Origin of the sequence: Novipirellula galeiformis (assembly GCF_007860095.1) — a bacterium.
Classification (GTDB): domain Bacteria; phylum Planctomycetota; class Planctomycetia; order Pirellulales; family Pirellulaceae; genus Novipirellula; species Novipirellula galeiformis.
On sequence record NZ_SJPT01000003.1, the window covers coordinates 832,009 to 846,689 of the forward strand.

Below are 14,681 nucleotides of genomic sequence, written 5' to 3' on the forward strand. Positions count from 1 at the left end.
CTTACCTGTAAACCACGCTCGATTAAAACCCCGTTCGATCTAGGAACCAGCATTCTAGGAATTGCGGTGTTTTTTAAGCGTCTCGCTGACACGCTTGAGGATCATTCGGTCCTCGCTGCTAAGCGAACTGGGGCCGTTTTCATGCAGCCGCTCAAGGATCTCGTCCAGCTTCGCTGCATCCACCGCTTCACTTCGCTCCCGCTGCATCACACGCCTCGCCCGGCGGATGGCAAACCAGCCTCGAATACGATACGTCAAACGAAGTGAGCCCGGAGACTCGTCCGAGGGATCCTCGCAGCGTGGAACCGACGAGAGTGACTCGATCAATCGCCTTGCCTCAACAACGCTTGTCGATCGCGACAGGCCAAATGCTAGCAGCATCAAAAGGGGCCACCGCGGCATCACCAACGGTCTGTCAAACCACAAAACCACGATCGCAAATATCGCCATCAGCACGCTGGTGCCGAGCAGCATCCGGTGCAACAACCCCGCTGCGACCGAATGCGAAAGCTGCGGCCCCACCACGACGATTAACGCCGCAATCAAGTGGCGTCCCAACGTCATTCGCAGTGGATAGAGCTGAGCGATCGCTTGGATCCAAAGCAGCCATCCCGCCAAACCGAGCATTCCATCGGCCGCCGTCATTCCCAGCCCAGGAATCGCGAAGAAGGTGGACTCCGGACCTGCGGCGACCGAACGACCGGTCACCGTGGCGATCGCGATCAAACCGCCTCCGGCGATGACAAGTGCTGCGAGCGTGGTGATCGCGGCAAGCAGCGTTCGCTTGCCCGGCATCGCGTCTTGGTTCCAACTCACCCCGATCAAGTTAAAGTGAATGACAGCGTCACGGCGAGTGGCGTAGGCGGCATAAATTGCCGCTTGAATGCCCGCTCCGACGAGCCATGTCACGGCCGCCAGAAGTGATGCGACAGAAAGGTCAAAATTAGCCGGCCCGGTGCCGAAAATCAAAACCATTCCCGCGATCACTGCGGCGGCAAACATCACCCAATAAGAAATCGAAATGCGTCGACCGAACACGTTGCCAAGTGGCAGCGATGCGTACGGAAATTCTCCCGACGCTGGCTCGATGTCGCCGTCCGTGTGGGGGGCCATTTTGGGCATGGGCAAAGGTCAGGAACGATGAGGTTTCTAAATCAACGCGATTGCCAAAGGGGGGCTGTAAAAAACGGTCGCAAATATGGGCGATGCAAATCGAGGGCCACAATGACGCGGAGCTTCAACTCCCAATTGCCTGCTCCGGCCCGCAAACGCCCGATTCGCACTAGGTCGGTTGACGAGGGGAATCACATCCAAATCAAGTTGTTGGGGCTGAGTTTTTTTTGGGGGGGGGACGAGCTGTAGCGGGCCGGAATTGTTGGGGCGGTCAATGTGCGAAATGAGCCCAGATCAACTTTCCGCATTCTCGCACTCCACTCCGGCTACACCCACTCTATTCGTTGTCGTCCGTGTTTCCCTTGCTGGGTTCGCTAATTTCTTGGCCGATCGCGTAGGCTAGTCGTCCGATCATCGCGAAGTAGACGAACGCCATCGCCACGGTCAAGAAGATGCCTGCGACGGCCGCGACCGCAACGGGCAGTGACGAAGCGATGGTGTACATCAAGAACAATCCGAAAAACATAATCGCTGCGGTAAAGTAAAGTCCGCCCCAAGCCTCCTGTGCTCGATTGACGCTTCGCGCCACCTCCGCCGAAAACGGCGACAGCGCACTGTTCATGTCCAGCATCGATAGCAGCACAAAAGGAAACAGCGTGTACAGCGACAACATGGTTAGTGCCACCGTGATCAATGATTGACCAAAGATAAGCTGAGCAATTCCATAGACAGGTATGATGGCAAAGCCCGCCGCTGAGAAAACAACGACGAGATTCTCCAGCCATCCGAACGGATCCACGACAGGCCATTCGCTCACTTTCGTTTCGCCGTTGGCCACGGACTGCAGAATTGCGTAGCCACAACTCGTCACCACGGCTCCGAATACAATTCCGGCCGGGACGAGGGCAATCTCCAAGACGCGTGCGCCGGAAGTCAGGGCAACGATCGCGGGAACCGAAGCGAACAACGAGAGCCCTACCCAATGGGCGAGCACCCCGACGTCCAAGAAAATGCCAAAGATGCTGGCCAGCCATTCGCTGATTTTGGGGATATCGTCGTCGTGCTTGTAGGTCGTCTGCTGGACGCGTGAAGCCTCCTCCAATAACTGCTGGGCCGACTTTCGATAGGGATCGTCACGTCGTCCCGCCGCGCCCACTTGCGAGGCTCCAAACGCGAACGTCGGCGCGTTGTCCATGTCGATCACCACTTTTTTAGCAACCCGCGGAGGCGAGGGGACCCGAATCGGTGAATGGCAATCGTTGCACGTGATCGATTTACCGGCTTGCTTGGCGTGGGCCATCCGCTGTGAGCCGCAGGTCATGCAGGTGACTCGGTACTCGGTCGCATACTCGACCGGCGTCTTCTTGGGACCGAGTTCGGCGCCCGGATCGAACTCATCACCCACAATACTCTCGCTACCCAGTTCAATCACGCCATCGAGTGAATCGGAGGCCTTCGCTGCCGAAGCGGGCGTCCCTGCAGGGAGTTTCGACAGATTGGGGAGCCCGCCGGGAGTCACGCGGTTGGACTTTGCGGTCACCTGCGGTTTCGGAACCGATTCAATTGCCGAGGTAAACTCGTCCAATTCCGAGGTGAACTCGGCCAACAAGGCCTCCTCTGCGGGGCTGATCGCCGCGGGGACGGGGTTGCTCGCCGCGGCGAGCGGAGTCGCCGGCTTGAGCGTGGGGAGAGGATCGCTATCGAGGGTCAACCAATCGTCGGCATCATCCGCAGTGGTGGCACTCAATCCCGGGGCTAAGAATGCCTGGTCACAATGCGGGCACGAGATTCGTGACCCCGCCGAGCTCTCGGGGATCGATACCGATTTGCTGCACCGAGGGCAGATAAGGGATAAGGGCATGGAGCACACTCAGATTAAGCCAAAATCGCGGGAGGATGGTTTGCACAGGACGGTGACGATTCCTCCGTCCTCTCATTCTATCCACCATCGCGGAGGTCGAAGTTGTATTTGTCGATTTCTAAGCCGCGTGAATTTCACGCCGGCGAAACTCGCCCGAGCCCCGCGTGCGTTCATCACGCAGCGACAAAACACTTCAACTAACGTGGCATTCGCATGCAGTGCTAGCTATCGAGGACTTCCGACTCACGATTTTTCGCTAATTCGGCAGCCTGGGCCTCGAATTTCTTGGTCAATTCTTGGACCTCTTCCTTCATCCGATCGCGATCATCTTCGGAGATCTCTTTGGCCTTTTCCGAATTGTCGATCGCTTTGTTGGCATCACGGCGAATATTTCGGATCGACACCTTAGACTCTTCGGACAACTCTTTGATCCGCGAGACCATTTTCTTTCGCACTTCGGTCGACAGCGGTGGCACGTTCAAGCGAATGATCCGTCCGTCGTTCTGAGGGTTGAGCCCCAGGTCGCCCGCAACAATTGCTTTTTCAATCTCTTTGATCGTGGACGCGTCATAAGGACGAATCACGATTTGCTGAGGCTCGGGAGTTCCGACGGAAGCGAGTTGCTTGAGCGGAGTGGATGAACCGTAAACGTCGACTTTCAAAGAATCCACCAAGCCTGGGTTCGCACGTCCGGTGCGAATTCCGGCCAAGTTGTGGCTGAGCACCGAAATCGCTTTGTTCATTCGCTCTTCGGCATCGAGAAGCACATCATCGCTGGACATCTTGCATCCTTGGGAATTGAGTAACGGGGAAGATTGAGGTTCGTTTTGCGAGTGGTATCCGGTATCTCACGTTCGCTTTATCTTACGTTCGCTTTTCAGCGCCGATCCAGGTGCCGACCGTTTCACCAGAAATCGCTCGAACGATGTTTCCATTCTTTTTGAAGTTAAAAACAACGATCGGTTTCTTGTGTTCGCTACATAAGGCAATTGCAGTCGCGTCCATCACTCGCAAGTTCTTTTCCATCACATCGGCATAGGTGAGGGATTCGTAAAGGACCGCATGAGGGTTCTTTTCTGGGTCATCGCTATAGACGCCGTCCACGCGAGTGGCCTTGAGCACCACGTCGGCTTCGATCTCCAAAGCCCGTTGTGCAGCCGCGGTGTCGGTGGTCACAAACGGATTGCCGATACCCGCCGCTAAAATCACGACGCGACCTCGGTTCAGATGACGAAGGGCGCGGCGACGGATGAAGGTCTCGGCAATCTTATCCGTAGGGATCGCCGACATCACGCGAGTTTGCAAACCATGGGCTTCGAGCGCGTCTTGCATGGCGAGCGAATTGATGATCGTGGCGAGCATCCCCATGTAATGGGCCGTCGCCTCGTGGACGAGCGAATTGCTGCCTGAGAATTGAGCTCCACGAAGAATATTGCCGCCGCCAATCACAATCGCGATTTGGCAACCGGTGTCGTGCGCCAACTTAATTTGACGAGCGATCTCTCCCGACTCTTCACCGCTGATTCCACGGCCGCCGGAATCGGCGAGGCTTTCGCCGCTGAGCTTGAGGACGACTCGCCTGTAATGCAGAGGAGCTTGGGAGGAGGTGTCATCCGACTGGGGACCGTCAGGCATGGTGTTGGTGACTTTCGCGTTTAAAAAACGGGGAACGGAAGGGCGGTGTTTGGATAAGTAGAGGAGAGAATTGCGGGAAGTGCAATTCGCTTTGTGCCTGCTACTATAGCCGAAAGTATAAGAAAAAACCTCGCCGCTCCGATGGGGGAAGGGCGAGGTTGTTCAGGTTTAATGGCGATCACAGCGAGCGTCGAGGCCGCCTGCGATCAAAGCGTTATCGTTACGCGTCGACTTTTTCGCCGATGACCCAGTGCCAATAGTTCTTGACGGTCATGTCGTTGGACTTGGCGTACTCGCCAACGGATTGCTTGTCGTCTTTGACGAACGGTTGCTCAAGCAAGCAACGCTCAGCATAGAACTTTTGCATCCGACCACCGACCATCTTTTCAGCGATGTTCTGTGGCTTGCCTTCGGCGATGGCCGCTTCGAGCAACACTTCTCGCTCGCTAGCGACGACCGCAGGATCAATCGATTCCTTGCTCAAGCTTTCTGGACGCATTGCGGCGATGTGCATCGAAACATCTTTCGCTGCATCGTCGTTGCCACCTTCGATTTCGACCAACACACCCGCAGTCGTACCGGCGTGGTGCATGTAACCGCCACAGCTGCCTTCGACGCGAATCATGCGACCCACTTTGAAGACTTCGCGAATGCGATTGAACATGTCGTCTTTTTGCGTCGCCATCGAAATGCCCGCTTGCGAAGGCGATGGTTGGGCAAGCAGTTCATCCGCGGTCGCTGCACCAGGACCGGTGGCAAGTTGCTCGGCTAGATCCGCAGCAAGTTGAATGAATTGCTCGTTTGTGGTCACAGGAGCGCTTTCGCACAGCAGTTCCACCATCGCACCGACTTTTTTGTCCGTGCCGATGTAAAGGCCAAAACGGCCGAACGCTGTTTCGCGGTCGCTACGTGAATCAGCGAGAGTTTGTCCCTTCTTGCGAAGCAACTCCACTGCCTTTTCTTCATCGCCACCCGCTTCGGTCAACGCTTTTTTGCAGTCCATCATCGGCAATCCCGTACGCTCACGGAACGCCTTCACCGCTGCCGCAGTGATATCAGCCATCTCTTCATCTCCAACGTATAAAAAACAGTTTGTCTTCAGAATTGCTTGAGGAGTGACGCAACTTGCAACAAGTTCCGCTCCGAGCAATTTTTGGATCGGTACCAACAAAGGGCCCGGTCGAATGTCTTTGCGACCTTCGCTGCCAAGCCCTTTGCGTTAAACGTGTTTGCGACGCCGTCCGTTCAATCGTCGCTTTGGAAAACCAGCTCAGCAACGCTCCTCGGTGCGGCGCGTCGCTGGGGATCGCCCCGTCTCGGGACTAACCTTCGGTTGCTGGCGTTTGCGATTCAGTCGCGGCGGCAACCATCGCAGCTTCCGTGCCGGTTGGCTTGACTTGCTCAGGTTGAGCACCACTTTCGGTTGCGGATTGCCCCTTGCCAGCGATGACCGCGTCGGCAAGTTGCTTCATGATCAACTCGATGCTGCGGATACCGTCATCGTTGCCGGGAATCGGCAAGTCGATCTGCGATGGATCGCTATCGGTATCAATCAGGGCGACGGTCGTGATACCGAGACGCTTGGCTTCGCGAACCGCGTTACGCTCTTTACCTGGGTCAACGATGAACAAGCATTCCGGCAAACGGTTCATCGTTCGCAAACCGTTCAAGTTGCGGTACATCTTGCGGTACTCGCGGTTCAGGGCGGACTGCATCTTCTTGCTGTAGTTGTCCATGGCGCCACTCGAACGCATGCTTTCCAATTCTTCCAAACGGCCAAGGCGGCTGCGAATGGTGCGGAAGTTGGTCAACGTGCCGCCGAGCCAACGCTCGCTGACAAATGGCATTCCACAGCGGAGCGATTGCTCTTCGAGCGCTTCGCCAGCTTGACGCTTGGTGCCAACGAACAAGATCAGGCTACCGCCCGCAGCGACTTGGCTCAAGTATTTCTTGGCTCGCAACATGCCGCGAAGGGTCTCGCGGATGTCCATGATGTGAATCTGGTTTTTGCGGCCGAAGATGTACGGAGCCATCTTCGGGTTCCACAAGCTCGTGCGGTGACCGAAATGGACCCCCGCTTCGATCATTTCTTGGACGATGGGGCTTGCTGGAGTGGATGGACTGGCCATGGAGCAAATGACTTTCTTTAAGGGTGGACCGATCTGCGGGCTACGAGAATCGCAAGCGAATTGGTTCGCGAAACGAATTCCAGGGCATTCGAGTTGCTCAGCGAAGAGACAACTACGCACGCCCTTCGTCCCATCTTTGCAGGCGGTAAAAAGGTTTAGAAAGCTACGGCGAGACAGTCGCCGCAGCTCAGCGAAGTGCGGAGATTAACGCAATCGAGCCTGCGAGGCAAGGGACAGAACCCGCGGAGGCAGGGGGTACAGGAGAGTGGACGTGAGTTTGACGACTCGGGCATAGACGGCTCGGGGATGGTGCGGCGACAATCCCTTTGTCGCAACACGCTGCCGAAGCCGCTGCCGAAGCGATGTTCAATGCGATAATTGTGATAATATCGCCCCTCCTCGCAACTCCACGACAATCACGCCTCACCTCCGCCGCAGCCTTGCGTCGTGGGCTTAAATGCTTACTCGACTCCTTTCTTCACCAACTTGTTCTTCGTCGCGCGAAACCTAACGAATTCGGGCGAATAAAGGATCTTCATCGTGACAAAATGTCGCTGGTGGTAAGTGATTTGATCGTTTTCTTTCTATATTTTCAGCGAAACGCCCCAGAATGACATTACGTTTTGAGCCTCAAAATATAGAATTCGAATAAGTTTGCGAATCAGAATGATCGATACAAACACTATATCTTCACTCAACACATCCATTTCCTGATGGAGGTGCGTTTCTACGCATCCAGCGAAGCTCATGACGGCCTCTCCGACCACATCAAAAGACGTACAAACCGTTTCCGGCATCACCGTTCGCCTCGCAGGCGACTCCGGGGACGGAATGCAGCTACTCGGCACCCAGCTGACCAACACTAGCGCGCTGGCGGGGAATGACGTGGCCACCTTCCCGGATTTCCCCGCGGAAATCCGCGCCCCTCGAGGCACGCGTGCCGGGGTGAGTGGTTTCCAGGTGCGATTCGCCAGCGAAGAAATCTTCACCCCCGGCGACCATCTCGATGCGCTCGTGGTAATGAATCCAGCCGCGATGGTCACCAACCTGGGTGATTTGCGTAAAGGCGGCATCCTGATCGCCAACGAAGACGGCTTTAACGAGAAAGAATTTAAGCTCGCTAAGGTCGAATCGAACCCGTTGGACGCCAGCGTGATCGAAGAGGTCTATCGGGTGATCAAGGTGCCGATGACGGCGCTGACGCGTGAGGCGGTTGCAGCCCATGGGTTGAGCCAGAAGATCGCCGATCGCTGCAAAAACTTCTTTGCGATGGGGCTGGTTTACTGGCTGTTCGGCCGCTCGCTCGAGCCGACGCTGCGTTTTATCGAAGACAAATTCGGCAAGAAGCCCGATATCGCGGCTGCTAACATCTCAGCCTTGCGAGCCGGTTGGGCGTTCGGCGAAACGACCGAAGCCTTCGGCGAAAGCTATCAAGTCGAGGCAGCCGACCTCGTCAAAGGCACCTACCGCAACATGATGGGCAACCAAGCGTTGGCTTGGGGACTCGTTGCTGCGTCGAAGCTGAGCGACAAGGACATGTTCTACGGCACCTATCCGATCACGCCCGCCAGTGACATTCTTCATGAAGTCACTCGCTTTAAGAACTTTGGAGTACGCACGTTCCAAGCCGAGGACGAGATCGCAGCGGTTTGCGCGACAATCGGGGCGGCATTCGGTGGCACGATGGCGGTCACCGCCAGCAGCGGACCGGGGATCGCGTTGAAAGCCGAAGCGATGGGGCTCGGCATGATGCTCGAGCTACCGATGATCGTCATCAATGTCCAACGGGGTGGACCAAGCACGGGACTGCCCACCAAGACCGAGCAAAGCGATTTACTGCAGTGCATGTTTGGTCGCAATGGCGAATCCCCCTTGCCAATCCTCGCACCGCGATCGCCTGGTGATTGCTTTGACATCGCCGTGGAAGCATGGCGACTCGCCGTGGAGTGCATGTGCCCTGTGCTGATCCTATCCGATGGATACATCGCCAACGGCAGCGAACCGTGGAAGATTCCCGATGTTTCCAAATTGCCAAAAATCGTGATCAAGCATCCCGAAGGAGGCGAGTCGGACGCGCCGTTCATGCCCTACGCCCGCGATGAAAACTTGGCTCGCCCTTGGGCGATCCCTGGAACGCAGGGACTGATGCACCGTCTAGGTGGACTCGAAAAAGAAGACGGGACCGGGAACGTTAGCTACGACCCGGCGAACCATCAACACATGACCGACACGCGAGCGGCGAAGGTCAGCCGGATTGCCGAGCGAATCCCCGACCAAGACGTGTATGGCGAAACCAGCGGCGATGTGCTGGTGATTTCCTGGGGCGGAACTTATGGCTCCTGCCATACCGCGGTTCGCAATTGCCGCAACGCAGGACATTCGGTCAGCCACGCGCACTTGCGATACATCAATCCATTGCCCAAAAACCTGGGCGAGTTAATGAGAGGATTCAATAAGGTCATCGTGCCTGAATTGAATATGGGGCAACTGCGAATGCTGTTGCGAGCGAAATACTTGGTCGACTGCATCGGCGTCAACAAAGTGCAAGGCAAACCGTTTGCGGTCAGCGAATTGTTCGAAGCCATTGAATCGCACGTATCGACCGCAAAAGACGGCAAGTCGAAAGCCGATGTGCGAAACAAAGCGGGATAACGGGCGGAAGGCCGCTCTCCCGTTTCAACCTTCAAACCTCTCTCTACCAGACATTTTCTTATGAACCTTCCTGTTTTAAAAGCTGCCGACTTCGCATCGGATCAAGATGTTCGCTGGTGCCCTGGGTGTGGCGACTATTCAATTTTGGCACAGATGAAAAAGGTGCTTCCCGAACTGGGAGTGCCTCGCGAAAAGACGGTCTTCATTAGTGGCATCGGCTGCAGCAGCCGGTTTCCGTACTACATGAACACCTATGGAATGCACAGCATCCACGGTCGTGCCCCCACCTTCGCAACGGGGCTAAAGTCGACCCGCCCTGACTTGATGGTCTGGGTCATCACCGGCGATGGCGATGCGTTATCGATCGGCGGTAACCACTTTATCCATTGCCTGCGCCGCAACCTCGACATCAATATCGTGCTGTTCAATAACCGCATCTACGGTTTGACCAAGGGCCAATACAGCCCGACCAGCAGCGAAGGCCAAGTCACCAAGAGCACCCCGATGGGGTCGATCGATCATCCGCTTCACCCTTTGTCGGTCGCGCTTGCGGCGGAGGCGACGTTTGTCGCACGCAGCATCGATGCCCACGTCAAGCATCTCGGCGAAACGCTCAAGCGTGCCGCGGAGCACAAAGGCACGTCGCTGGTCGAGGTCTACCAAAACTGCAACGTGTTCAACGACGGCGCGATGGCGTACGCTCAAGAACGCAAGCAGCGAGCCGAAAATGTGGTTGAACTGGAGCACGGCAAGCCGTTGATCTTCGGTACCAATAACGACAAAGCGGTACGCTTGGTTGGTAATCATTTGGAAGTCGTTAACGTCGCCGATGTGCCCGCAGACGACTTGTTGATTCACGACGAAAAGGAAATGAACCCGTCGATCCAGATGATGCTCGCGCGGATGCGTTACCCCGAAATGCCCGAGCCGATCGGTGTGCTGCGAGCGGTCCAAGGCATTGCAACCTACAACGACCAAATCAACGATCAAGTCACCGCGGCCAAAGCGAAAAAAGGCGAGGGAGACCTACAAGCCTTGTTCAACTCGGGTGATACCTGGGAAGTCGCGTAACGAGTTGCCAACACTCGCCGCTGAAACGTTGCCATGTGAATTCAGCAGCGAGGCTATGATAATCCCTGGGGGTGTCCCCAGCCCCGGGAATCCGGAAACACGCCCCATAGGCGTTTCCGATTGAGTGAATCGCGTCGAGAGCCGAAGGAGTTTGGCGTGCTTGATCCGATACAGCGACCATCCATGCCCAAGGAGCCGAATATCGCCGAAGGATCGGAGCGATCGAGGGTTACCCTCTCTTGCGTTTCTTCGCATCGGCATTGGGGCGCCACCGAGCGATCCGCTCCGTTTCACTCCCGCCCAAATTGGGGCTCGGGTGAATTCGCGCCGCTTCGCTGGGCTGGCTTGAGAGTGAAAAATCGCTTCATCGCCAACGCATCGCCTCAGCGCTAAGCTGACGCGTGAAAATGATACAATTGCCGATTCGTCGTCGGGGTGAGTGATTGAGTTAACGCGGCGCTGAAACGCGGACAACTCATCCACCCATTTCTCTGTCCACTGCCAACTACTTAACAGGAATTTGATCAATGTCCCGCGGAAAAACATATTCGGACGCTTCCAAAGCCATTGGCGACACCCCGATGATCCAGATCAATCGCCTGGTTCCTGCGGGCGGGGCGACGGTGTTCGCCAAATGCGAATTCTTTCAACCGCTCAATAGCGTGAAAGACCGCATCGGCGTTGCCATGATCGAAGCGGGTGAACGCGACGGCAAGATCAACAAGAACACGCACATCATCGAACCGACCAGCGGGAACACGGGAATTGCACTCGCGTTTGTCTGTGCAGCCAAAGGCTACAAGCTAACCCTGACGATGCCCGAATCGATGTCGGTCGAACGCCGCGCCCTACTCCGCGCAATGGGGGCAACGCTCGTCTTGACGCCTGCGGCCGAAGGCATGAAGGGGGCGATCAACCGAGCCGGCGAATTGGTCAACGAAGGCGAAAACTGCTACATGCCTCAGCAATTCGAAAACCCCGCTAATCCCGCGATCCACGAAGCGACGACGGGACCGGAGATCTGGGAGGACAGTGGCCAAAACATCGACGCGATCATCGCCGGCGTCGGAACCGGCGGAACCATCACCGGCGCAGCCCGCTTCCTGAAAAAACAAAACCCCAACTTCCAAGCGATCGCGGTCGAACCGACCCACTCCGCCGTGATCAGCGGTGGCGATCCCGGGAAGCATCGAATCCAAGGAATCGGCGCCGGCTTCATCCCCAAAAACCTTGACATGTCGGTGATCGACGATGTTGTCAAAGTCGACGACGAAGATGCGTTTGAATGGGGCCGCCGACTAGCCAAAGAAGAAGGCATCGTGGCCGGGATCAGCAGCGGAGCGAACATGTGGGCAGCCGCCCAAGTCGCCGCCCGACCCGAGATGAAGGGCAAGCGAATCGTCACGATCATGTGCAGCCTTGGCGAGCGTTATTTGAGCACACCGCTGTTTGGTGATCTGGGCATGTAGGCCGAACGGCGATTCTTACGTCCGGCAAGGGTTACAAAAACCGTTGCCGCGGTGGTTGCACGGCGCTGGGCCGACAATGCGCGTCGCCCCTTCTCTCGCGTTCTTCAGAAAATCCATAACCCGACGCGTCACGGCGTGCTGATTTAATCATCCGGCAGCGTGTTAGCCCGGATATTTCATAACCCGACGCGTAACCGAGGGTCCCTTCGTCAAATCCCTCGCTCACGCTTCGGGTTATAATTTTGTTAGCGTACAGCATTCGAAATGCGTAACACGTTGTTGAGTAGTCGGCTAGGACATTCTTGCTCGGTCGGATGCAATTTCCAGGTTAATGCCCGGTCCTCCGCCGTTAACCACAGACTTGCGGCCTGCGGCTGAACGCTGTTCCCCTGCGGCTGACCGCTATTCCGATACAACACATTGAATCAACACGCCGGTCAGCGTCCTGGGCGAGTCTTATCGCTTCGTCTAGTTTGCAAGCTGAAACTTTTCACATCGTCGCAATTGCTAAATGGCTCATTCGATAAGTGACGCCTTTCAACATCTTCGCTGTGGCGGGATCTCTAACCACGCCCTCTGCCGAAACCCCGCTGGGATCGCAGGAAAGCCTGACCGACGCCCAATCGTAAACGCCCGCTACGTTTACGATGACTTCGGCAGATTATTTAGGACCATTTATCCCGACTACTTGCCGAGCACCATCCCCAGAGATCCAAACACTGGGATCACTCAGGGCGAATACGATTCTTTGAATCGCCTCCTCCGCACCACCGACCAACTAGGCGGACACCGTTTCACCTCATACTACACCTGAGTCGCGATTCTAAGGCTGCCTTTTCTCGTTGTCGTGCAGGATGCCTACCACACTTTTCGACTGGACGCCAACCACTCGCATCGGATGCACACACGTTAGCGTGCCGGAGCGACCAGCGGCGAGTGATAACCTCCTTCTTTAGCTGCTCGTTGCTGCGTCTGTTCGGTCGTAACGGTGCGCGGACGGGCGGCAACGGAAAGGTCCATCAGGCTGCTTTAAACAGCACTCGATTGCGAGGCACGCGTCCAATCGCTTCATGACCGTAGGTGGAAAGCGTCGCATCGGCGACCTCAAATCCATGACGAAACAACAAACTGAACTCACGATCGGTCAGTCGACGTAGAGTGGTTTCAATCTGCGAGACGTACCGCACTTCACCGTCCGTCAGTGCAGGCTTGCCACCGATCGGACTGCGTGAGTAAACCTTCTTCGTCGCCAGCCCCAATCGCAGATAAGCCCCGGTTCCCGGATTCTGCTTGAAATACTCCATTAACATCCGCGCTCGCAGACTTCGCACTTGATCGGTCGCGACGTCCACCAATCGCATCGAGGCTTTTAGGTAACTAGGTCGCCAACGTGATTGCCGCGTTTCGCTTCCCAAGGGACGTGAGGCATCGCAGACGATCAAAAAATCGGTACCCTCACGCAATCCATCCCCAGGTTTGAATAGCGACTCCACTCCTAAATTGTCATACACCCCACCGTCCCAAAGATGCAAACGCTTGTACTTCGGCGAAATTTCACGCCAATCATCTTCGCGGTATTCACTCCATTGGTGTTGTCGTGAGCGGATCAGCAAAGGGCCAATCAATCCGGGCACCGCGGCGGACGCTGCCAATGCATGTGATAAACGGAAATCGGGATCGGTGATGTACTTGGTTTGGTAGTCGCCCATCAAGTCACGCTGGAAACGCCAGTTCTTACCGGTCTGGTAGCAAGTTGCGTTAATAATCCAGTTGGGCGCAACCGGCAAATCCGCAAGCGATCCCTTGATGCCCCAGGTGCTCTCCAGAGCGTCGCCCAGCACCGAGGCTCGCCCCGAAGCGAGTCGCCAGGGCAGCAACAGCGATTTCAGTACATAGGTCCGCTGGACATTTTGCTGCGTCAATACCGAAAGGCATTTTGGCACGACATCGTGCAAATATTCTTCGCTGGCGGGCCATCGGTATCCGGCCGAGGCAAAGACAAGTCCCGCCGCCAGTGAGCCACCAGAAACACTCGAAACGATTTTCACGTTGCCTAGCAGATCTTGCCGCGCCAGCCGAGCGAGCACGCCAAGGTGAAACACCGTCGCACGAACGCCACCTCCCGAGAATGCAAGTGCGATCTTCATGAACCTATTCGCGACAAGGGCGTTATTTACCTGACATGGCGACCAGTTTACCCACGAAAAACGTGCTTTATTCGCGAGTCTGGCAGGCTGCCGAGCATACCAACGTGCCCACCGACAGATCCATATCAATCGCGGACCGGGCCAACGGGGACGGCCAGCGGGGACGGGCCAGCGGGGCCAGCGGGGCGGGGCCAACGGGGACAGAGCATCTTGTGGGGGCATGCGTGAGTAACGAGAGCGGACTAGCTGTGGACGCTCGGCACAGCTTCACGGTTGCCACGACCGAAACCATCGCCGAACACGGGGGATCTCGCTCGAGATCAAGCGAAATCGGGCCGATGCTACGCACCTTGATCTATCGGCGACTCTTTGCGACGCTCGAGAGCTAAAAAGAGGGACGCGGGCAAGCTAATCCGCGCGGGTGAGCAGCTCTCGAGCCCGTCGCCGCAAGTGATAGCGGCGGTGCGTCCGGTGGCTGCGCAGCGGATCGACAGACTCGGGGCGCCCCGCGACCAGGCAAAATAACCGGCCAAAGTCGCCGACCAGTTCGCACCATGTCTTGGTGTCCAGTCCCAAACGCCTGAGCACCGGTGGTACATCGGCA

At 56.5% G+C, this 14,681-nt stretch carries 10 protein-coding genes and 1 pseudogene; 3 read left to right on the top strand and 8 right to left on the bottom strand.

Annotated features, from left to right (window positions below; all coding sequences use genetic code 11):
- Positions 1-54 precede the first annotated feature (54 nt).
- The 6 genes from Pla52o_RS10945 to rpsB all read right to left on the bottom strand — a co-directional run bounded on the left by Pla52o_RS10945 (position 55) and on the right by rpsB (position 6,738).
- Positions 55-1,122 carry a hypothetical protein gene (locus tag Pla52o_RS10945; RefSeq protein ID WP_146594610.1) on the bottom strand — a complete coding sequence of 356 codons (1,068 nt, stop codon included), beginning with the start codon at positions 1,120-1,122 and terminating at the stop codon, positions 55-57.
- A gap of 328 nt (positions 1,123-1,450) precedes the next feature.
- Complete coding sequence (locus tag Pla52o_RS10950; RefSeq protein WP_146594611.1) at positions 1,451-2,974, bottom strand: hypothetical protein; 1,524 nt, start codon at positions 2,972-2,974, stop codon at positions 1,451-1,453.
- A 221-nt stretch (positions 2,975-3,195) separates the two neighbouring features.
- Positions 3,196-3,756 carry a ribosome recycling factor gene (gene frr / locus Pla52o_RS10955; RefSeq protein WP_146594612.1) on the bottom strand — a complete coding sequence of 187 codons (561 nt, stop codon included), beginning with the start codon at positions 3,754-3,756 and terminating at the stop codon, positions 3,196-3,198.
- Positions 3,757-3,838: 82 nt separating this feature from the next.
- Entirely contained in the window at positions 3,839-4,609 is a 771-nt protein-coding gene (gene pyrH, locus Pla52o_RS10960) for a UMP kinase (RefSeq protein ID WP_146594613.1), read from the bottom strand.
- Between the two features lie 220 nt (positions 4,610-4,829).
- Positions 4,830-5,672, bottom strand: coding sequence for a translation elongation factor Ts (gene tsf, locus Pla52o_RS10965; protein WP_146594614.1), 843 nt, complete (start codon positions 5,670-5,672; stop codon positions 4,830-4,832).
- Positions 5,673-5,931: 259 nt separating this feature from the next.
- Complete coding sequence (gene rpsB / locus Pla52o_RS10970) at positions 5,932-6,738, bottom strand: 30S ribosomal protein S2 (RefSeq protein ID WP_231612253.1); 807 nt, start codon at positions 6,736-6,738, stop codon at positions 5,932-5,934.
- A 747-nt stretch (positions 6,739-7,485) separates the two neighbouring features.
- Here rpsB and Pla52o_RS10975 point away from each other — a divergent pair.
- The 3 genes from Pla52o_RS10975 to cysK all read left to right on the top strand — a co-directional run bounded on the left by Pla52o_RS10975 (position 7,486) and on the right by cysK (position 11,930).
- Entirely contained in the window at positions 7,486-9,390 is a 1,905-nt protein-coding gene (locus Pla52o_RS10975; protein WP_146594615.1) for a 2-oxoacid:acceptor oxidoreductase subunit alpha, read from the top strand.
- Positions 9,391-9,450: 60 nt separating this feature from the next.
- The gene (locus Pla52o_RS10980; protein ID WP_146594616.1) at positions 9,451-10,461 is read left to right on the top strand and encodes a 2-oxoacid:ferredoxin oxidoreductase subunit beta; all 1,011 of its coding nucleotides are present in this window, start codon (positions 9,451-9,453) and stop codon (positions 10,459-10,461) included.
- A 527-nt stretch (positions 10,462-10,988) separates the two neighbouring features.
- Positions 10,989-11,930, top strand: coding sequence for a cysteine synthase A (gene cysK / locus Pla52o_RS10985; protein WP_146594617.1), 942 nt, complete (start codon positions 10,989-10,991; stop codon positions 11,928-11,930).
- A gap of 1,019 nt (positions 11,931-12,949) precedes the next feature.
- On the opposite strand, the gene Pla52o_RS10990 is transcribed toward cysK, so the two are convergent.
- Both Pla52o_RS10990 and Pla52o_RS27395 read right to left on the bottom strand, forming a co-directional pair.
- The gene (locus Pla52o_RS10990) at positions 12,950-14,077 is read right to left on the bottom strand and encodes a patatin-like phospholipase family protein (RefSeq protein WP_146594618.1); all 1,128 of its coding nucleotides are present in this window, start codon (positions 14,075-14,077) and stop codon (positions 12,950-12,952) included.
- A gap of 408 nt (positions 14,078-14,485) precedes the next feature.
- Positions 14,486-14,681, bottom strand: a pseudogene (locus tag Pla52o_RS27395) (hypothetical protein); the annotation flags it as partial.